Here is a 20,398-nt window from a genome sequence, read left to right as displayed (position 1 = left end):
GTATTGATGGTTACTTCGGGGGTAACGATTGGTTGAACCGGCTTGCGGGCCGCAGCAGCAGCCAGGTGAAGAGGCTCGACGACGCCGTCGCCAGCCAGAACATGAAGAAGCCGATCGTGTAACCCAGCCCCGGAGTGATGGACACCTCCGGGAAGGTCATGTCGCGCAGTTGCAAGGGATCGACGAGGGCGAAGAAGACCATCGTGGCGACCCCGGCGGCAAAAAAACTCGGCCAGAGGATCGCCCCCACCCGCTGCGCCATCGGACGGGGCGGGTGGTCCATTGCAGTGGGCCGGGCGTACTGGCTCATTGGGTCGCCTTGCTGTCCGCCGGCGTGTTGGACAGCGACCAGACGTAGGCCGCGACCAGACGCGTGCGCGTCTCGCCCAAAAGGTCACGGTGCGCCGGCATCACGCCATGGCGCCCGTTCGCAATCGTCTCGTAGAGGCTTTCCTTGCTGTCGCCGTACATCCAGTAATCGTCGGTCAGGTCGGGAGCGCCCAGCGCCTGGTTGCCCTTGCCCTCGACCCCGTGGCAGGCCACGCAGACACCGTCATACAGCTTCTTGCCACGCGCGGCCATGAAGTCGCTGCGGGATGCCTGATCAGCGCCAAGCGTGCGCACATAGGCGATCACGTAGTCGATTGCGTTCTCTCCACCCATGCCGGTCAGTACCTTGCCCCACTCGGGCATGACGCCTTCACGGCCGTCAAGAATGGTCTCCAGGATCGTTTCCGGTTCGCCACCCCAATGCCAGATGTCATCGGTCAGGTTCGGGTAGCCGATGGCCCCCTGGGCGGACGAGCCGTGGCAGGTCGCGCAGGTGTTGGCAAAGATCGATCGGCCCAGGTTCAGCGCGACCGGATCACCGGCAAGCTGGTTGATCGGCTGACCCTCGTAGGGACGGAAGGTCTCGGCCAGGGTCTCGTCCCAGACCGCCTTGTCCTGCGCGTGCTCGGTTTTCGAGGTCCAGCCGCTGTAGCCGGGGTACTTGCCCAGGCCGCCGTACCAGAAGAAGTAGGCAAAACCGAACGCGATGCTGATGTAGAAGCCCTGGATCCACCAGCGCGGCATCGGCTTGTTGTACTCGGTGATGTCCTCGTCCCAGTAATGACTGGTCTCCTCGGGCTTGGGATCCCCGGGGCGGCGCTTGGAGGTCCACCACAGCAGCCAGGTGATCCCGAGCAGGTTGAGTGCCGCCAGGGCAATGACATACCACGACCAGCTGGTGCTCATGCGTCCTGTTTCCTTGCGTCGTTGGCGGCGTTGGCGATCTCGCCCGGTTCGTCTTCGAGTGCCAGACGGGCGGTCTCGTCAAATGACGCCTTGTTCTCCGGGCGCCAGGCCCAGACCCAGATGCCGATGAAAACCAGCATCAGGAATAGGGTGATGAATCCAGAAAGCATGACTCAACCTCCGCGCGGCGCGTGCAGGCCGAGGCCCTGCAGATAGGCGACGACGGCGTCCAGTTCGGTCTTCCCGGCCACGTCCTCGGCGGCGCTGGCGACCTCCTCGTCGGTGTAGGGGTCGCCCAGCCGCTGCAGCGCCTTCATGTGACGGGTGATCTTCTCGCCGCTGACCTCGTTCTTTGCCAGCCACGGGAAGGCCGGCATGTTCGATTCGGGCACCAGCGCGCGCGGGTCGACCATGTGCACGCGATGCCAGTCGTCGGAGTAACGGCCACCGATCCGGGCCAGGTCAGGCCCGGTGCGCTTGGAGCCCCACTGGAACGGACGGTCGTACACCGACTCCCCGGCCAGCGAATAGTGGCCGTAGCGCTCGGTCTCGAAGCGCAGCGTGCGGATCATCTGCGAGTGGCAGTTGTAGCAGCCCTCGCGGACATACACGTCGCGCCCGGCCAGCTGCAGCGCCGGGTAGGGCTTGACGCCGGGCAGTGGCTTGATCGCCTCGGCCTGGTACATCAGCGGCACGATCTCCGCCAGTCCACCCAGCGACACCGCGACGGCCACCAGCACTGCCAGCAGGCCGACGTTCTTCTCGATCTTCTCGTGTCCAAAAGCCATTTTTTCGTCCTCAGCCCTTTGCCGCTGCCGCGTGCGGCGGCAGGACCGGGTGTGCGGCGGGTGCGAGCACGTTCTGACGCGTGCGCCACATGTTCCAAGACATCAGGCAGATGCCTGCCAGCACCATCACCCCGCCCAGCAGGCGGCCCAGGTAGTACGGATAGGTGACAGCGAGCGACTCGACGAAGCTGTAGGTCAGCGTGCCGTCGGCGTTGGTCGCGCGCCACATCAGGCCCTGGGTGATTCCGGCGATCCACATCGAGGCGATGTAGAACACCACCCCGATCGTGTGCAGCCAGAAGTGCGCGTCGATCCACTTGATCGAGTACATCTCCTTGGCGCCGATCAGGCGCGGGTAGAGGGAGTACAGCGAGCCAAACGAGATCATCGCCACCCAGCCCAGGGTACCGGCGTGGACGTGGCCCACGGTCCAGTCGGTGTAGTGGCTGAGCGAGTTGACGGTCTTGATCGACAGCAACGGACCTTCAAACGTCGCGATCATGTAGAAGCTGATGGCGACGATGAGGAACTTCAGGATCGGGTCGGTGCGCAGTTTGTGCCACACACCCGACAGGGTCAGGATGCCGTTCATCGCGCCGCCCCAACTGGGTGCCAGCAGGATCACCGAGAACACCATGCCCACCGACTGCGCCCAGTCGGGCAGCGCGGTGTAGTGCAGATGGTGCGGGCCGGCCCACATGTAGACCGAGATCAGCGCCCAGAAGTGGACGATCGACAGCCGGTAGGAGTAGATCGGGCGCTGGGCCTGCTTGGGCACGAAGTAATACATCATCGCCAGGTAGCCAACCGTCAGCAGGAACGCCACCGCGTTGTGCCCGTACCACCACTGCGCCATCGCATCCACGGCGCCGGTGTAGAGCGAGTAGGACTTGAACAGGCCGGCCGGCATCGCCAGGTTGTTGACGATGTGCAGCATGCACACGCCGATGATGTACGCGCCGTAGAACCAGTTGGCGACGTAGATATGCTTTACCTTGCGCTTGGCGATGGTGCCGAAGAACAACCACCCATAGGCCACCCAGACGACGGCGATCAGGATGTCGATCGGCCATTCCAGCTCGGCGTATTCCTTGCTCTGGGTGATTCCCAGCGGCAGGGTGATCACCGCGCTGACCATGGCCAGCTGCCAGCCCCAGAAGACGAAGCTGGCGAGTTTGTCCGACAGCAGGCGAACATGGCAGGTGCGCTGGACCACGTACAGGCTGGTGGCAAACAGCACCGAGCCGCCGAAGGCGAAGATCACCCCGTTGGTGTGCAGCGGCCGCAGGCGGCCGTAGCTGAGCCACGGGGTGTCGAAGTTCAGCGCCGGCCAGTACAGCTGGGCGGCGATGAACACGCCGACCGCCATGCCCACGATGCCCCAGAACATCGTCGCCACCACGAACTGGTGAACGACCTTGTCGTTGTAGTAGCCGCGAGGCGCTGCGGCCTCGGGTACGCCGGGAGCGCCCGGCCTTGCCACGGCATCCTGATGCACAGTCATGAATGGACCTTCATTTGCGTTAGCACCTATTTTCCCGAATACAACTTGACGGGTACTTGATCTGGATCAATCTGGTGGGGTGCGGTGGGTGGTAATGGCTTGCCAGCGGGATGCCGGCGCCGACCACTTCCCGGTGATTCCGTGGCTGGTCCTGGCGCGCACCGGTATCAACACGGGCGAACGGACAAAGCGCCGCTCGTGATGGACCGGCTGGGCGCGTCGGCTGCCCGCCGTCCTGCCGCCGCTGGAGACCAGCACTGCATGCGGGCAGGTACGGACATTGTAGATGATCGCGTCAGTGAAACGCAGCCATGCCCGACGCCGGCGCAGCGGGACGCTGTGCCGGATCTGGCGGGTCCGCCTTCAATCAGCCGGGCTGGCGGCTTACTTCAGCGCCTTGCGCACTGCCTCGACGAACTCCGGATCGGGCTTGCTGCCCATCTTCTCGGTACGCGCCAGGATGCGGCCCTCGCCGTCGAGCAGGACCAGGGCGCTGGTGTGGTTGAACTCGCCGTCGGCCAACGCGCGATAGCGGATGTTGAGCACGCCGGCCACCGAGCGGACGTCATCGGGCGCCGGACTGGCCAGGGTCCACTGCGCGGGATCGAGTTTGCGCTGGGTGGCGACCTTGGCGAGCGCCTGCGGTGTGTCCCGGGCCGGGTCCATGCTGATCAGGGTGATGCCGAGCCGAGCGCGCTCCGCGTCGCTGAGCTGCTTCTGCACCGCCTTGCCACTGTCGATGATCAACGGGCAGATGTACTGGCAGGAGGTGTAGAACATCGACACCAGTTGGGGCTTGCCGCGCCTGTCGCGCCACGCGCTGGTGCGGCCGGCCTGGTCGGTCAGTTGCACATCCAACTGGTAGACCGAATTGCCCGGCAAGGGAACCTTCTGCGCCGCGGGGGAGGCGGCGATGGCCGAAGCCGGGATCGCCACCGTGCCGCCGGCCAGCACGGCCATGGCGATGGAAAGGGCAAGTGATTTCATGGTGTGTCCTTGACGCAGCGGAAACCCAGGTTGGCGGTGGTCGCCTCGGCGCTGAGCGAGGACAGCATCGCCACGCGCATCAGTACCGCGTAGTTGTCACGGTCGTTCATGGACAGCGCGCCGGCGCCGCAGAAGCGTGCGTTGTCCGGGTCGCCCTGGTTGCGGTTGTCGGCGTCCATCAGCATCGATGAGAAGTCCTCCGTCCACTCCCAGACCAGCCCGTGCAGGTCCTGCACGCCGTAGACGTTGGCCGGTTGCAGGCCGGCGCGGGGCAGGGCGGTGTTGGACGGACGCGAGTACCAGCGCAGGATGCGTTCGCGCCAGATGCGGTCGCTGCGGGCGTCGCGCCGGGTCTCATCGGCGGCCGCGGCGTACTCCCATTCCGTCCAGGTCGGCAGGCGCGCGCCCTGGGCGGCGCAATAGGCATCGGCGGCGAACCAGCTGACTTGCACCACGGGCTGGTCCGGCTTGGCGGTATCGCCCAGTTCGAGTGGACCGGCCCAATGCGACAGGTAGCGCTTCTCGGCCATGACGGTCGGGACCCGGTCGCGCCGCCACTTCGGGTTCGTTTTCACGAAAGCCAGGTAATCGGCGTTGGTGACGGGGGTGCGCATCATCGAGTAAGCCGCGACCGGCTGTTTGCCGGGCGCGTCTTCGTAGTTGAGTGCACTGGCAAACCGGCCGGCGGGTATCGGCAGGTAGCTCCCTTCGCCGGCGAGCGCGCCGGCGAAGGGGCTTGCCACCAGTACCGCGGCGGCGATCACGCGGATCACGTCAGTGGCCCGCCGAGGCGTTGGCCGGCTTCTGCTTGCGGATTTCGGCAACCTCTTCCTTGCTGATCTTGCCGCCCGGATTGTTCCAGCTGTTGAGCACGTAGGTGGAGATGTTGGCCACCTCGTCGTCGGTGAGCTGGTTCATCGGCGGCATGATCGAGTCGTAGTCCTCGCCGTTGACGGTGACCTTGCCCTGCAGGCCGTGCAGGATCACCCGCGGCAGCGATTTCGGATCGGCCTTGATGTAGTCCGACGCCGCGATGGGCGGGAACACGCCGGCCATGCCCTCGCCGTTGCCCTGGTGGCAGGTCGAGCAGGTGCCCATGAACAGTTCCTTGCCCGCCGCCATCTGCTCCTCGACGGTCAGCTCGCCACTGGCCTGGGCCTTGGCCGCCACCGCCACCGCACCCAGGCTGTCGCCGGCGCGGTCACCGAGGTACATCTCGTCGACTTCCAGACCCGAGTAGATCGCCTTGTTCTCCGGACCGTCGGCCTTGAGGATCGCCAGCGCGCCCTTGTTGAACGCGCGGAAGATGCTGTGGTCGACCAGCACGTAGCTGCCGGGGACTTCCAGGTGGAATTCCATCATCGCCGCGCCACCCGCCGGGATCAGCGTGGTCTGCACGTTTTCCTGGTAGTTGGTGCCGCCCTCGTACCAGACCTTGTCGAAGATCTCGCCGATAACGTGGAAGCTCGACACCAGGTTGGGGCCGCCGTTGCCGACGTACATGCGCACGGTCTCGCCCACCTTCGCGGTCAGGGAGTTGTCACCGGTGGTGGAGCCTTCCGAGCCGTTGAACAGGACGTAGGTCGGGTTCTCGTCGATGGCCTTTTCCATGTCGAAGGGCTGCAGGCCCTTCTCGCGGTACTTGCCGGTGGTGTAGAAATCGCCCTGCATCACGTAGTACTCGCGGTCGACCTCGGGCAGGCCCTCCGGTGGCTCGACCAGGATCATGCCGTACATGCCGTTGGCGATATGCATGCCAACCGGCGCGGTTGCGCAGTGGTACACGAACAGGCCGGCGTTGAGCGCCTTGAAGGTGAACTGGGTGCGGTGGCCGGGTGCGGTGAAGCTGGATGCGGCGCCGCCGCCCGGACCGGTCACGCCGTGCAGGTCGATGTTGTGGGGCATCTTGCTGTCGGGCATGTTGCGCAGGTGGAACTCGACCGTATCGCCCTGGCGCACGCGGATGAAGCTGCCCGGCACGGTGCCGCCGAAGGTCCAGAAGGTGTAGTCCACGCCCTCGGAGATCGGCATGACCTTCTCGATCACGTCCAGCTCGACGATCACCTTGGCCGGCGCGGTACGCCCGGTGGCCGGCGGCACCATCGGCGGGCTGGTCAGGATGGCGTTGACCGGCTCGCCCTGCGGCGGACCGAAGTCGCCCTTGCGCGAGCCGACGATCCTGTCCTGGCTGGCGCCGGCCGCCGGCGTGTCGGACGAGGGGCTGGAGCGGTCACAGGCGGGCAATGCCAGTGCCAGTGCCGCCAGCAGCGGTATCAAGTAGACGTTCTTGCGCTTCATCCGGGGCTCTCTGTGGTGGTTTGATGGGTGATGCCGGTAGCGGCGTCGGGACCCTTGCAGGGTTGTACCGGGCGCGCGCTGGATTTGGGACAAGGGTTGCAGCTACCGTGACGGCGAATTTGATCAGGATCAAATTTCGCCCTGCTGTTGGCGTATTTTCGAACCGGTCTTGACCGGGATCAGGTCAGGCCGCTTTTGTCGGCGGGACGCTTGCCGTCGCGGACTGGCAGCGTACGATCAAACAGTACGGTTGCGTACGTATCCGCGGATTGACCGCAGTCAACACATTTCTTTCGCCAAACCGGCAGAATCCAAGGTTTCCCCTGCGCTGTGTGACTACATGAATCGACCTTCTTCCTTTGATCGCGAGCAGCTTCTGTCCTGCGCCCGCGGCGAGATGTTCGGCCCCGGCAACGCGCGACTGCCGGCGCCGCCGATGCTCATGTTCGATCGCATCACCGAGATCAGCACCGAGGGTGGCAAGTACGGCAAGGGCTTCGTCCGCGCCGAGCTGGATATCCGCCCCGACCTGTGGTTCTTCCCGTGCCACTTCGAGGGCGATCCGGTCATGCCCGGCTGCCTTGGGCTGGACGCGATGTGGCAGCTGTGCGGGTTCTACCTGCCGTGGCTGGGCGCGCCCGGCCGCGGTCGCGCGCTGGGCGTGGGCCAGGTGAAGTTCAGCGGCCAGGTGCTGCCCGATGCGAAGCTGGTGACCTATGAACTGGACATCCGCCGGGTCATGCGCGGCAAGCTGGAACTGGTGATCGCCGACGGCCGCACCCTGGTCGACGGACGCGAGATCTACGTGGCCTCGGACCTGCGGGTGGGGCTGTTCACCTCGACGGAGGGGTTCTGAGCATGGGCGGTGGGGCAAACAGGCGCGTGGTGGTGACGGGCATGGGCATCGTGTCCTGCCTGGGCAACGACCAGGCCAGCGTGACCGCGGCGTTGCGCAGCAGCAGCCCGGGTATCCGCTTCATCCCCGAGTACGCCGAACTGGGCCTGCGCAGCCAGGTCGCCGGCGAGCCGCAGATCGATCTCACCGAGGAGATCGACCGCAAGGTGAAGCGCTTCATGGGCGACGCGGCCGGCTTCGCCTACGTCGCGATGCGCGATGCGATCGCCGATGCCGGCCTCACCGACGAACAGGTCCGCGACGTGCGCACCGGGCTGATCGCCGGGTCCGGTGGCGGATCGCCGCAGTGGCAGATCGAGACCGGCGACCTGCTGCGCAACCGCGGCGTGCGCAAGGTCGGCCCGTACATGGTGCCGCGCACGATGGGTTCGACCGTGTCGGCGACGCTGTCGACCGCATTCGGCATCCGCGGCCTGAGCTATTCGATCTCCGCTGCCTGCGCGACCTCCGCGCACTGCATCGGCGCCGGGGCGGACCTGATCCGCCACGGCGCGCAGGACATCATCATTGCCGGCGGCGGCGAGGAACTGCATTGGGGCATGACTTCGCAGTTCGATGCGATGGGCGCACTGTCGACCAAGCGCAACGACACTCCGGAAAAGGCCTCGCGTCCCTACGACGCGGACCGCGATGGCTTCGTCATCGCCGGCGGTGGCGGCATGCTGGTGCTGGAGGAGTACGAGCACGCGGTCGCCCGCGGCGCGAACATCATTGCCGAGCTGGTTGGCTACGGCGTGACCTCCGATGGCGTCGACATGGTCGCCCCGTCGGGCGAAGGGGCCGTGCGCTGCATGCAGATGGCCATGGCCGGCATCCACGGCACCCCGGTCGGCAAGGTGGACTACCTCAACACCCACGGCACCTCCACGCCGGTCGGCGACGTGGTCGAGCTGCAGTCGATCCGCACCGTGTTCGGTGACGACGTGCCGCCGCTTTCGTCGACCAAGGCGCTCAGCGGCCACTCGCTTGGCGCCGCCAGCGTGCATGAGGCGATCTACTGCCTGCTGATGATGCGCGAGGGCTTCATGGCCGGCTCGGCCAACATCGACTACCTGGACCCGCGCGTGGAAGGCTTCCCGATCGTGCAGCAAAGCCGCGATGCGACGCTGGACACGGTGATGTCCAACAGCTTCGGTTTCGGCGGTACCAACGCCAGCCTCGTGTTCGCGCGGGTCTGATTGCGCCCCCGTTTTTCAAGGAGATGGATCGGATGAAGACACAGACCAGTTTGGCCCTTGCTGTCGCTACCGCGATCGGTCTCGGCATGGCATTCGCGCCGGTGGCGCAGGCACAGCACAGCACGCACGGTCACGCCCAGCATGAGCAGTCCAAGTCTGCAGCGGAGTCTGATAAGCACGCCAGCCACGACCACGCCACCCACGATCAAGACGCCCACGCCCACGCAGACCATCATGCCGATGCGGCGGTAATGCCCATTCCCGCCGATCACGTCAAGTGGAAGCCCGACGCGCCGCTGATGGAAGGCATGCGCCGCATGCGCGAGGCAATGGCCGGCCTGCATCACCACCAGATGGGACACCTGAACGACACCCAGGTCGACCAACTGGCGACGCAGGTGGACGAGGCCGCAGCGTACATGTTCGCCAACTGCAAGCTCGAGGCCGAGCCTGACATTGCGTTGCACGGTGTACTCGCCCGATTGATGGCCGGCGCGGAGGCGCTGCACGCCAATCCGGCCGATCCGGCGCCGGTGGCTGATATGAGCGCCGCCTTGGCGGACTATCCGAAACTGTTCGATGACCCCGGTTTCGCGGCGTCGGAAGAAGCCGAAGAGTCCGACCTGGGCAACGACTGAAGACGCGGATCCGGTGGGTGCTCCCGGGTCCGCCTCTTCGCCGGGTCGGCGGACCCATCGTCGAGCGCTGTCAGGCTGGCGGGTGCCACTCACCCGTGGCGAGCGTGGCCCGCAGCGCGGCCTGTGCAGGTGCCGGGTCGATCCCGTTCTCGGCCAGCCAGGCGGGGTCGTACAGGGTCTGGTCGTAGCGCTCGCCGGGGTCGCACAGCAGGCTGACAATGCTGCCGTGCTCGCCGGCGGCGCGCATCCGCGCGGCCAGTTCCAGGCAGGCCACGAGGTTGGTTCCTGAAGAACCTCCACAGCGCCGGCCCAGTTGCTCTTCCAGCAGGTGCATCGCTGCGACCGAGGCGGCGTCAGTCACTTCGATGACCTCATCCACCACCTCGAACAGAAAGCCCGGCTCGACCTTCGGCCGGCCGATGCCCTCGACGGCGGTCGGCTGGCTGGCGATCGCGCTGCGGTCGCGCGTGCGCCAGCCGTGCACGAAGGCGCTGCCGGCCGGTTCCGCCACGCACAGGCCGGTCTCCAGCGCGCGGTAGCGGATGTAGCGCCCGATCGTTGCCGAGGTGCCGCCGGTGCCGACGCCGCAGACGATCCACGCCGGCTGCGGGTGCGGCTCGCAGGCCAGCTGGCCGATGATCGACTCGGCAATGTTGTTGTTGCCGCGCCAGTCCGTCGCGCGCTCCGCGAGGCCGAACTGGTCCAGGTGGCAGGCGCCGTTGGCGGCATGCCACGCGGCGCGCTCGTGGACTTGCGCGGGGTCATCGACCAGATCGCAGTGCCCGCCCAGCGCATGCACGTCGGCGATCTTGCGCGGTGCGGTCGCGGTCGGCATCACCGCGGTGAACGGCAGGCCTAGCATCCGCGCGAACCATGCCTCCGAGATCGCAGTGCTGCCTGAGGACGCGTCCACCACCGGCTGGCCGGGGCTGAGCCGGCCATTGCACAGCGCATACAGGTACAGCGAGCGGGCGAGCCGGTGCTTGAGGCTGCCGGTCGGATGCGCCGCCTCGTCCTTGAAGTAGAACTCGATGCCCGGGAAGCCGGGAAACTCCAGCCGCAACAGGTGGGTGTCGGCCGAGCGCGCGGCTTCCTGGCGCAGGCACAACAGGGCCCGCGCGGTCCAGCTGCGCATCGTCGCGCTGTCGCAGACCGTGGCCGGCGGCGTGGCCGCGCCGGCAGGGCGGAAATCATTGCGTGGGTGGAATGCGTCGGGACTCATGGGCTTGGGCTCCCCAGCAACGCCCGGATCCTTCGGCCCAGGTGTGCCAGATACAGGTCGATGTAGCTGATGCCGTTCTCGTGATCGATCAGATACGGGTTCATCAGGGTGTGACGCAGGATCACCAGCCGATCGGCATCGGTGTCCTCGTCGTCATCGACCAGTGTCGCAGGGTCCAGCTGCAACCGGGTCAGGATCCGGTTCATCTCCGTCTCGCCGAGGGCCTCCGGGCGCAGGGTCGTCATCGAGCCGAAGAACTGCTTGAGCTGCAGGGGCTGTCTGGCGTCGGCACGCAACTCATCGTGCAGGCTGCGGACGAAGGCGTTGGCCTGTGCCAGGTCCGCGTTGCCGGTCGGGTTGATGGCCACGCAGACCAGGTTGCTGTCGGGCGCGAAGGGCACCGTGATGTGGGCCATGCCGTCCAGTTCGAAGGCGAGGCGTTCGGCGCGGGCGTGGAAGGCTTCGGCGGCAAGCACGGTCTGCCGCGGCAGGCGACCGAAGTTGGCGTGGTCCAGCGGCAGCACCTTGTGGGTGACATACACCGCCGCCGCGGCCGCGCCGGATTTGGAGCCTTCCGGGACAAACTGGCCAAGTCGGCGATAGCGGCTGAGGTAGTCGGTGGCGCGGGTGTCGTGGAAGACGTAGTCGGCGGCCTCCGCCAGCAGCGCCGTGGCGCGGTGGTCGCGGCAGATGAACGCACCGGCACCGTAAGGCAGGTAGCCCAGCTTGTGCGGATCGACGGTGACCGAGTCGGTGCGGCCCAGTGCGGCAAAGGCGGCATGCACTTCGGGCTGCGGGAAATGGGCGAAGCCGGCGCGGACCTCGTCGATGCCGCGCAGGCTGCCGTCGGGGTTACGGAACAGGGTCGCCAGGTAGCCGCCCCAGGCGGCGTCGATGTGCACGCTGAAGCCCAGCCCCTGGGTCTGGAACTGATCGCGCAGGTCGACCACCGCATCCACCGGGTCCACGGTGCCGTACTCGGTGGTGCCCAGCACGGCGACGGTCATCAGCACCGGCTGGCGCTCGCGCCGGCACTGCTCGAGCGTCTGCTCCAGCGCCTGCGCATCCAGACGCATGCCTTTTTCCGGCAACAGGCGCAGTTGTTCACGGCCCAGGCCGAGCAGCTTCAGGCCCTTGCTCCAGGAGTAGTGGGCGGTGATCGGCGCCAGTACCAGCGGCACCTTGAGGTCGCGGTGGCGGGCGAAGAACTCCACCATCCCCAGATGCTCCAGGCGCTGGGTCTGCACCGCATCGCGCCACCGCCGGCGATCGCGCGCGGGTTGTCCGGCCAGCCAGAGCTGCCACTGGCCGAGCAGTTCGATGCCTGCATCTGGACCGAGGTTGAACGCCTCCCAGTCATCGGTCGGCAGCGCAAGCCCGGGCACCTCCGCGGCACGCAGGGCGACCGGAAACGCCTTCAATGCCAGCGCCAGGCGCAGCGCCTGGTAGTTGGCCACGGTGCCGCCGGAGGTCAGATGGCCGAACGCGCAGTCGGGGCGGTCGGTGTCATCGGGGTAGCCGAGCATCCGCGCCAGCTGCAGCCCGACCTGGACTTCCAGATCGATGGTGACGGGGGCCGCGTCCTCGCTGACATTGTTGGGGTTGTAGGGCAGGGTGAGGATCTGCGCGACCAGTCCCGGCAGCAGCAGGTCGGAGGCCATGTGCCCGATGTAGCGTGGACTGTGGAAGGGCACCGAGCGCTTCAGCGAGGCGGAGAGCTGGTGCAGTTCGCGGCGCAGGCGCGACTCGAACGCCTTGTAGTCGGGATGCTGGGCAGCGTGGGTCGGGATCGCCGGCGGGTCCTCGGGGTGGAAGTTGCGCCGCCAGTAGACGTGGTCGCGCAGGAACTCCACCACGAGCTTTTCCAGCAGGGTGTCGTTCTCGCCGTAGGGGCCCAGGAACAGCGCATCGAGCATCGGCCGGTCCGGATCGGCGACCCCGGGCGTGCCGGCGGCGATGGCCAGGGCGTTGCCGGAAACCGCGGCAGCGGCGCGCTCAACCGAGGAAGGCATTGAGGAACCCCCAGGGGCTGTGCGCGCGCGCAATCGAATAGACCATGCCGAACGTGAGCAGGGCCGCGACGTAGAAGCCCGCCTTGGCCAGGCGGGTGCGGCCGCGCTTGATGGCGAACACGCCCAGCACGATGTAGACGACGAGCAGCAGCAGTTTCACCGTCAACCAGCCGTTGGCGAACATCGCGCCTGGCAGCATGGTCAGCAGCATCAGCGCGGCGGTAAGCAACGCGGTATCGACGGTGTAGCTGGTCCAGCGCACCGGCAGCCAGTGCGGCCAGCGCATGCCGGCCAGCACGCCGGCGCCGCGCAGGGCAAAAATCAGCCCGCTGGTGATCGCCATGGCGATGTGGATGCTTTTGATTTGCGGGTAGAACTCGATCATGGGGTTTCCTGTGCGTGACTCAGCCCGGACGGCCGTCGGAGCGCGGGGCCAGGTAGATCCGCCCCACATGGGCGACCCAGGGCAGGAAGGCGACCAGCCAGCCCACCGCGGCGACCGCCTGCCACGCGGTGCTGTCGGGAAATACCTCTGCCGCTACCCGGATCACCGCCACCATCTGGATTGCGACGAAGGCGAACCAGGCCACCGGATACATCGTCAACGGCCGCCCGGCGTGACCCTCGGTCACCCGGGTCACCATCGCGATGAGGATGCTGCCGAAGAAGCCGATGAACAGCGCATGCGCCGGGCCTCGACCGAGCCAGTACACGCCTGTCATGGCATAGCTGATGCTCTGGGCGGAATACAGTGCGAATGCCAGCGGCAACCACGACAGGCCGACAAACAACACCGACAGCAGGCCCGGATTCTTTCCGCGTGGCCACCAGCGCCACACCATCGTCGCGGTCAACGCCAGCAGGGGCAGGTCGACCAGCCACAGCCAGCCGTAGAAATGAAACAGCTCCAGCAGCAGGTGGCCGATAAACAGCGGCCAGGCCGCGGCCAGCAGCCACATCGGCCGCCACGGCTGGTAACCGGGCACGACCCGGCTGGCGAAGAACGGGAACATCCGGTGGGCCACGGTGAAATACACCGGCAGCAGCAGCCCGAAGCTGCCGATCTTGATGCTGGCGAAAACCCAGACCGGCGAGGCGCCCAGGACGTAGGCACCCCACGCCAGCACGCCGAGGAAGCCCAGGCACAGCGCGGCGAAGCACGAACGCGCATGCCAGGTGGTGCCGCTCTCGCGCCACAGCAGCGGCGCCATCACCGTCAGGCCGGCGAGCCAGCCCGCGGCGGTCATCAGGACCCCGACGATGATTCCGGCCTCCCAGCCCAGCGCACCCAGCAGGGTCGCGATCTGGCCGCCAAAGATCCCCAACCCGACCGGCACGTAGCGCCAGCGGTCGATGTCCGGCAGGCCCAGCCATTTCGGGAAGGTGGTCAGCAGGAAGCCGAAGAAGAAGCTCGGCAGCACCTGGTACTGCATCACGAAGGCGTGCACCCACCCGGTGTGCAGCTGGGCATGGGGTATGGCCACAGCGGGCCAGCGGGTCCCCACCAGCCATGCTGCCCACCACGCCATGGCGATCAGCAGGTTCATCGAGCCGATGAAGAACATCAGGCGGTGCGGTGCGATGGCAAGTCGGCCCGGCGAGAGCGCAGCGGGCCTGGGTTCGGGATGATTGTCCATGGGCGTCAGTGTGCCTTTGATGGGTGCTGGCGTTATTGACCTGGGTCAGCCGGGCCGCGTGCATGAGCGCGCAGATACAAGCACGCGCACGAAACCGCGCGCATGAAAAAGGCGGCTTGCGCCGCCCCTTCCATTGTCAGCAGTCGGGCCGGTCAGAGGCTCGACTCGGTCTCCAGTCGACCGCTGACCGTTTTGCGCGCCCGCCTTGGCCCCAGCCACAGCGAGAGCACGAACAGCGCAATCATGAAGGCACCGGCGGCGAAGATCGTATCGCCCGGTACCCGCAGCCAGACCAGCACATCGATGATCGGACGGGTCATGAACTCGGCCGAACGTGCGTACCAGTAACCGTTCTCCAGGTTGGCTTCCAGCTGCAGAACGCCCATCGGCAGCAGGGTCAGCGTCATCATCAGCAGCAGGCCGATGTTGAGCGCCCAGAAGCCGCTGCGCAGCAGTCCCTCGCGCCAGACCAGGTCCGGCTTGAGGCCACGCAGGCAGTACAGCATCAGGCCGATGCCGAGCATGCCGTACACGCCAAACAGCGCGGTATGGCCGTGGGCGGCGGTCAGGTTGGTGCCCTGCATGTAGAACAGCGCCAGCGGGGTGTTGATCAGGAAGCCCAGCAGGCCCGCACCGATCAGGTTCCAGAAGCTCACCGCCAGGAAGAACATGATCGGCCACTTGTACTGCTGCATCCATGGCGTGGCGCGGCTGCTCTTCCAGGTCTCGTGCGCCTCCAGGCCGATCAAGGCCAGTGGCACCACTTCCAGCGCGGAAATGCTCGCGCCCAGCGCGATCACCCCGGTGGTGACGCCGGCGAAGTACAGGTGGTGGAACATGCCCAGCACGCCGCCGGCCATGAACACGATGGTCGCGAACAGCACGTTGATCGTCGCCGAGCGCCCGCGCACCAGGCCGAGCTTGACGAAGATGAAGCTGATCACCGCGACGGCGAACACCTCGAAGAAGCCCTCCACCCAGAGGTGGACGATCCAGAACTTCCAGTAGGTGACGATCGAGATGTGGGTGTTTTCCTTCCACATCAGGCCGGCGGCATACAGGATGCCGATGGCGACGGTGGACAGGAACAACAGGCCCGCGATCGAGGAGGTCTGGTTCTTGGCCCGCATCGCCGGCCACAGGGCGCGACCGACGAGGGTCAGCCACAGCATCAGTCCGATGAACAGGTAGATCTGCCAGAAACGGCCGATGTCGACGTATTCCCAGCCCTGGTGGCCAAACCAGAAGTTCGGGATCTTGCCCAGCTTGCCCATCACCGCCATCCACTGGCCGGCAAACGCGCCCACGACAATGATGATCAGGCTGATGAAGAGGAAGTTGACGCCGAATTTCTGGTATTTCGGCTCATGCCCGGAAATCGCCGGCCCCAGGTACAGGCCGGTGGCCAGCCACGCGGTCGCAATCCACAGGATCGCCAGCTGCGTGTGCCAGCTGCGGGTAACCGCATACGGCAGCCACTCGGAGAGGGCGAACCCGTAGGCCTCCTGGCCCTCGACCTGGTAGTGCGCGGTGGTCGCGCCCATCAGGATCTGCACCAGGAACAGGGCCATCACCAACCAGAAGTACTTGGCGGTGGCACGCATGGACGGGGTCACGACGATCGCCCGCGCCGGATCCTGGGCGGGTGGTGCCAGCGGCTTTTCCTTGCCGTGATACGCGGCGTAGTGCCACGACAGCAAACCGATGCCGGCGATCATGAACAGGATCGAGAACATCGACCACATGAAGCTGCTGGCGGTCGGCGTGTTGCCTACCAGCGGTTCGTGCGGGAAATTGTTGGTGTAGGACTTGACGTCGTCGGGACGGTTGGTGGCGGTCGCCCACGAGGCCCAGAAGAAGAAGCCGGTCATCAGGCGGCGGCTGTTCTCATCGGGCACCGGGTTCTCGCGGATCGCATAGGCCTCGCGCAGTTCCTGCGTGGCCGGATCGTTGGAGAACACGCTCATGTAGTGGGCGGCGACCTGCGAGATCGCCTGCGCGCGCTCGTCGCTGACCACGATGGAGCCGGTCTGGGGATCGTAGGTGTTGGCCCGGATCTCGGGCTTGATCTCCGCGTGCAGCTTGGCCTGCTCGCTCTCGTTGAGCTGCTCGTAGGGCATGCCGAACTCGATCCGCGAGCGGATGTCGAGCATCGCCACGACTTCCTTGTGCAGCCACTCAGCCGACCAGTCGGGAGCGACGAGCGCACCGTGGCCCCAGATCGAGCCGCTCTGCTGGCCACCCATCTCCTGCCAGACGCGTCGTCCGGCCTCGATGTCAGCCCTGGTGTAGAGCACCTCGCCACTTTCGGTGACCACCTGCTCGGGCATCGGCGGCGCGGTCTGATACAGGTCCTTGCCGATCCACAACATGATGCCGAAACTGACGATGAGCAGGGCCCCCAGGCCCAGCCATAGTCGCCTCGTTATCTGCACGCTTTTTGGTTCCATCAATGCTTCTCCCGGATAATGGCCGCCATATTGGCCAGTCGGGGTTCAGGTCTCGTTGACCTGGATCAAGCACCCAACCCGCGGGACCATGGACGCTTCCATCAGGTCTCCGTAAGCCGCTGCAGGCAGACTGTCGAGCCGGGATAAATCGCGCTAGGACCAGGCGTAAGGGCTATGGCGAAACCCTCGCTCCCGCCACCAACGGTGCCGGGTGCTTCGGGCATGCGCAACCCCGCCGGCCGCATAGTGCGACCGGCGTGCGTTAATCACCTGGGGAAGCGCACGCGTGGAAGCGGTGCGTCAACGGTGCAGAACGGGATCGGCGAGGGCGGCCAGCTGGTCGCGGTCAAGCAGTTCCACTTCACGGCGGTCGACCAGCAGCAAACCGTCTTTCTGGAAGCGGCGCAGCACCCGGCTCACCGTCTCCGGCGCCAGGCGCAGGTAATTGGCAATGTCGGTGCGCGCCATCGTCAGCTGGAAGCGGTTGGCGGAGAAGCCGCGTGCCGCCAGCCGTCGGGACAGGCCGATCAGGAAGGCGGCCATGCGCTGGTCGGCCGACCAGTCGCCGGCGAGCAGCGCGGCGCGGCCGATGTCGCGGCTGAGCAGCCGGAACAGGTGGCGCTGCAGACCCGGCAGTTTGGTCGCCAGCACCGCGATCTTGGGGAACGAGAACCGGCACAGCATCGCCGTATCCAGCGCGACCGCGTTGCAGGGGTAGGTCTCGCCGTCGATCGCGTCCAGGCCGATGACCTCGCCGGGCAGGTGGAAACCCAGCACGTGCTCGCGGCCGTCGCGGTCGATCATGTAGGTCTTGACCGTGCCGGCGCGGACCGCGGCGATCGCCTCGAAGGGGTCGCCTTCGCGGAAGATGTGCTCGCCGGCGTGGAACGGACCGACGTGCTCGACGAGCACGTGCAGGTCCATCAGCGAGCGCTTGTCCATGCCCTCGGCCAGGCAGGCCTGGGAGAACGCGCAGGTCGAGCAGAACGTCAGCTCATCGCCGTCGTCCGCCATCGTGGTCGCGTCCTGCCGCGGGAACGCGGTCGGGCTCACGCGCGCCTCCACGCCGCGTCTAGATGGCGCGGGAGAAGCGGGGCGAGGCGGTCGGTCGGGTCAGGTAGTGGTCGAAGCACATCGCTATGTTACGCAGCAACAGGCGTCCGCGCGACGTTGCGGTGATGCGGGACGGCTCCACCTTGACCAGCCCGTCGGCGACCAGTGGCTGCAGCTGGGCGATCGCGTCGGCGAAGTAGTCGTGGAAGTCGATCAGGTAGCGCCGTTCCAGCGCGTCGATCGGGATTTCGCCCTGGCACATCAGGCGTTGGATAACGTCGGCGCGCAGCTGGTCGTCCTCGCTCAGGCGCATGCCGCGGAACACCGGCAGCCGGCCCTCGTCCAAGGCAATCTGCCAGCTCGGCAGGTCACGCGGGTTCTGGCTGAAGCTGTCGCCGATATGGCTGATGGCGCTGACGCCCAGCCCAATCAGGTCGGTATCGGAATGGGTGGTGTAGCCCATGAAGTTGCGGTGCAGCCCGCCGCGGTCCTGCGCGGTCGCCAGGTCATCCTCGGGCAGCGCGAAATGGTCCATGCCGACATAGGAATAGCCGGCATCGGTGAGCTTCTCGATGGCCAGCTGCAGCAGCCCCAGCTTGACCTCCGGCGAAGGCAGGTCCTGGGCGTTGATCTGGCCCTGGGCCTTGAACAGGTCGGGCAGGTGGGCGTAGCTGTACACCGCCAGCCGGTCCGGACGCACTTTGATGACCGTGTCGAGGGTCTTGGAGAAGCCTTCCAGCGACTGCTTGGGCAGGCCGTAGATCAAATCCACGTTGACCGAGCGCATGCCGCTCTGACGACAGGCATCGATGATCGCGACGGTCTCCTCGACCGACTGGATCCGGTTGACGGCCTGCTGCACGGCCGGGTCGAAGTCCTGCACGCCCAGACTCGCGCGGTTGAAGCCGATCGCGGCCAGTTCGGCGATGTCGGCGGGCTTGACGAACCGCGGGTCCAGCTCGATCGAGAGGTCGCGCTTGGGCGAGTCGGAAAAATGGAAATGGCTGCGCAGCGAGTCCACCACCTCGCCCAGCTGCGCCGGGGAGAGGAAGTTCGGCGTGCCGCCGCCGAAGTGCAGCTGGATGACCTCGCGGTCGCGGTCGAACATCGCCGCCGTCATCGCGATTTCGCGGTACAGGCGCACCAGGTAGGTCTCCCCGCGCGCCAGGTCGCGGGTGATGATCCGGTTGCAGCCGCAGTAGAAGCACGGGCTCATGCAGAATGGCACGTGCACATACAGCGACAGCCGCCGCGGGATCGGGTCGCCATTGCTCGCCAGGATGGCGTCGCGCAGTGCTTCCTCGCCGAACTCGCCAGAGAATTGCGGTGCCGTCGGGTACGAGGTGTACCGCGGGCCGGGCCGGTCGTAGCGCTTGAGCAGCGAAGCGTCGAATTGGAGGGGGCTGGACATGACGCTCAGGCTATCCACCGCCCTGGCCGTCCGCCTTGATCGGGATCAAATGGATCTGTGTCGGCGTTCCCAGGATGCATGCAGCCAATGGCTTAAGGTGGAACGCGGGAGCTGCCTAACAGGATCGGAGGATCGATGGAGCGGGGTGACGGGGCCTGGGTAATGGTGGTCGAGGACGACCGCGAACTTCGCGATGAAATTCTTGTCCCGGCGCTGCGCGAGGCCGGTTTCAACGTCGCCGCGGCGGGCAGTGCGCTCGAAATGTACCGCAGCATGCTGACGCGGGAATTTGCGTTTTTCGTGCTCGACGTCGGCTTGCCGGACGAAGACGGATTCAGCATCGTCCGACACCTGCGCAGTCTGACCCGGGCGGGGCTGGTCCTGCTGACCGGACGTGCGTCAGCCGACGACAAGGTCCGCGGTCTTGAGGGCGGCGCGGACGCCTATCTCGCCAAACCGGTAGATGTGGCCGTGCTCGTGGCAACGCTGCGCAGTATCGGACGACGGGTGGAGGGCAACCCTGTGGATGTTCACGTGCCTGGTCAGAAGCAGCGCGCCGATGGCTGGACGTTCGATCTGGACCGGTGGCGCGTGCTCCCGCCAAACGGCGCAATGGTGAAATTGTCGGTCGCCGAGCGCGAGTTGCTGGCATTGCTGCTGGACACCGCCGGGGAGGTGGTGCCGCGCAAGCGGATACTGGCCCGGCTGGTCGAGAAGGTCAGCGACTTCGAGGAGGAGCGCTTGGAGATGTTGATCTTCCGGCTGCGGCGCAAAGCCAGCGCAGCCGCCCCGGGACAGGAGCTGCCGATCCATACGATTCGCGGCGTGGGGTACGTTTTAGCCTCCTGAGGCGCGGATTTCGCGTTTTTATTTCCTCAGATATCTCAATATTGCGCTGCATCACAGCGGTTTGTTTTTTGTGAAGAATAGCAAGTGTTTTCTGTGACAGGTGTCACTACAATCCTCCCCGAACCGGGGGGCTGACGTCGCGTTCTGCGGCGTTTTGAAGGATCGACCGTCGTGTCCGCGACGGCCATCACCCTAGTTGACCAGTTGTCCGGCGGGCTC

The 20,398-nt window shown here is 66.2% G+C and carries 19 protein-coding genes; 4 read left to right on the top strand and 15 right to left on the bottom strand.

What is annotated here, in order from left to right; translation table 11 throughout:
- Window positions 1-10 precede the first annotated feature (10 nt).
- The 8 genes from INQ43_RS10940 to nirK form a co-directional block, all read right to left on the bottom strand.
- A complete protein-coding gene (locus tag INQ43_RS10940) occupies window positions 11-283 on the bottom strand; it encodes a hypothetical protein (RefSeq protein WP_194035872.1) in 273 nt (90 codons plus the stop codon).
- A 23-nt stretch (window positions 284-306) separates the two neighbouring features.
- A complete protein-coding gene (gene ccoP / locus INQ43_RS10935; RefSeq protein ID WP_194036466.1) occupies window positions 307-1,236 on the bottom strand; it encodes a cytochrome-c oxidase, cbb3-type subunit III in 930 nt (309 codons plus the stop codon).
- A complete protein-coding gene (locus INQ43_RS10930) occupies window positions 1,233-1,406 on the bottom strand; it encodes a cbb3-type cytochrome c oxidase subunit 3 (protein ID WP_084227624.1) in 174 nt (57 codons plus the stop codon). Before INQ43_RS10930 ends, ccoP begins: the two co-directional genes overlap by 4 nt.
- A 3-nt stretch (window positions 1,407-1,409) precedes the next feature.
- Window positions 1,410-2,024, bottom strand: coding sequence for a cytochrome-c oxidase, cbb3-type subunit II (ccoO, locus tag INQ43_RS10925; protein WP_194034279.1), 615 nt, complete (start codon window positions 2,022-2,024; stop codon window positions 1,410-1,412).
- 10 nt (window positions 2,025-2,034) lie between these two features.
- The gene (gene ccoN / locus INQ43_RS10920) at window positions 2,035-3,414 is read right to left on the bottom strand and encodes a cytochrome-c oxidase, cbb3-type subunit I (protein WP_043958081.1); all 1,380 of its coding nucleotides are present in this window, start codon (window positions 3,412-3,414) and stop codon (window positions 2,035-2,037) included.
- 498 nt (window positions 3,415-3,912) lie between these two features.
- On the bottom strand, window positions 3,913-4,515 hold the full coding sequence (locus INQ43_RS10915) for an SCO family protein (protein WP_194036465.1): 603 nt from the start codon (window positions 4,513-4,515) through the stop codon (window positions 3,913-3,915).
- Window positions 4,512-5,288 (bottom strand): formylglycine-generating enzyme family protein, encoded by a 777-nt coding sequence (locus INQ43_RS10910; protein ID WP_228062503.1) that lies wholly within the window; start codon window positions 5,286-5,288, stop codon window positions 4,512-4,514. The genes INQ43_RS10915 and INQ43_RS10910 overlap by 4 nt, the downstream gene beginning before the upstream one ends.
- 1 nt (window position 5,289) lies before the next feature.
- Complete coding sequence (nirK, locus tag INQ43_RS10905; protein ID WP_194036464.1) at window positions 5,290-6,813, bottom strand: copper-containing nitrite reductase; 1,524 nt, start codon at window positions 6,811-6,813, stop codon at window positions 5,290-5,292.
- A gap of 340 nt (window positions 6,814-7,153) precedes the next feature.
- Between nirK and fabA the strand changes: the two genes are divergently transcribed.
- From fabA to INQ43_RS10890, 3 genes are read left to right on the top strand one after another with little or no spacing between them, the layout of a single operon-like run.
- Window positions 7,154-7,669, top strand: a complete 516-nt coding sequence (gene fabA, locus INQ43_RS10900) for a 3-hydroxyacyl-[acyl-carrier-protein] dehydratase FabA (protein WP_193984540.1) — start codon at window positions 7,154-7,156, stop codon at window positions 7,667-7,669.
- Between the two features lie 41 nt (window positions 7,670-7,710).
- Entirely contained in the window at window positions 7,711-8,907 is a 1,197-nt protein-coding gene (fabB, locus tag INQ43_RS10895; protein WP_255518465.1) for a beta-ketoacyl-ACP synthase I, read from the top strand.
- A gap of 32 nt (window positions 8,908-8,939) precedes the next feature.
- Window positions 8,940-9,545 carry a DnrO protein gene (locus INQ43_RS10890; RefSeq protein WP_194036462.1) on the top strand — a complete coding sequence of 202 codons (606 nt, stop codon included), beginning with the start codon at window positions 8,940-8,942 and terminating at the stop codon, window positions 9,543-9,545.
- Window positions 9,546-9,615: 70 nt separating this feature from the next.
- On the opposite strand, the gene INQ43_RS10885 is transcribed toward INQ43_RS10890, so the two are convergent.
- The 7 genes from INQ43_RS10885 to hemN form a co-directional block, all read right to left on the bottom strand.
- Window positions 9,616-10,767: a PLP-dependent cysteine synthase family protein gene (locus INQ43_RS10885; protein ID WP_305058209.1), complete on the bottom strand. Its 1,152-nt coding sequence runs from the start codon at window positions 10,765-10,767 to the stop codon at window positions 9,616-9,618.
- A complete protein-coding gene (locus tag INQ43_RS10880) occupies window positions 10,764-12,779 on the bottom strand; it encodes a pyridoxal-dependent decarboxylase (RefSeq protein WP_228062502.1) in 2,016 nt (671 codons plus the stop codon). The genes INQ43_RS10885 and INQ43_RS10880 overlap by 4 nt, the downstream gene beginning before the upstream one ends.
- A complete protein-coding gene (locus tag INQ43_RS10875) occupies window positions 12,763-13,164 on the bottom strand; it encodes a SirB2 family protein (protein ID WP_194034274.1) in 402 nt (133 codons plus the stop codon). Before INQ43_RS10875 ends, INQ43_RS10880 begins: the two co-directional genes overlap by 17 nt.
- Before the next feature lie 19 nt (window positions 13,165-13,183).
- Window positions 13,184-14,416: an NnrS family protein gene (locus INQ43_RS10870; protein WP_194034273.1), complete on the bottom strand. Its 1,233-nt coding sequence runs from the start codon at window positions 14,414-14,416 to the stop codon at window positions 13,184-13,186.
- A 152-nt stretch (window positions 14,417-14,568) separates the two neighbouring features.
- Window positions 14,569-16,866, bottom strand: a complete 2,298-nt coding sequence (locus INQ43_RS10865) for a nitric-oxide reductase large subunit (protein WP_228062501.1) — start codon at window positions 16,864-16,866, stop codon at window positions 14,569-14,571.
- A 300-nt stretch (window positions 16,867-17,166) separates the two neighbouring features.
- On the bottom strand, window positions 17,167-17,880 hold the full coding sequence (locus INQ43_RS10860) for a helix-turn-helix domain-containing protein (RefSeq protein ID WP_194037667.1): 714 nt from the start codon (window positions 17,878-17,880) through the stop codon (window positions 17,167-17,169).
- Between the two features lie 58 nt (window positions 17,881-17,938).
- Window positions 17,939-19,330, bottom strand: a complete 1,392-nt coding sequence (gene hemN / locus INQ43_RS10855) for an oxygen-independent coproporphyrinogen III oxidase (RefSeq protein ID WP_194036461.1) — start codon at window positions 19,328-19,330, stop codon at window positions 17,939-17,941.
- Window positions 19,331-19,465: 135 nt separating this feature from the next.
- Here hemN and INQ43_RS10850 point away from each other — a divergent pair, with 135 nt between their 5' ends.
- Window positions 19,466-20,179, top strand: a complete 714-nt coding sequence (locus tag INQ43_RS10850; RefSeq protein WP_228062500.1) for a response regulator transcription factor — start codon at window positions 19,466-19,468, stop codon at window positions 20,177-20,179.
- The last annotated feature ends 219 nt before the right edge of the window (window positions 20,180-20,398 follow it).

Source organism: Lysobacter sp. H23M47 (assembly GCF_015209765.1).
Lineage (GTDB): Bacteria > Pseudomonadota > Gammaproteobacteria > Xanthomonadales > Xanthomonadaceae > Novilysobacter > Novilysobacter avium.
This window is presented reverse-complemented; position numbering and strand designations above follow the sequence as displayed.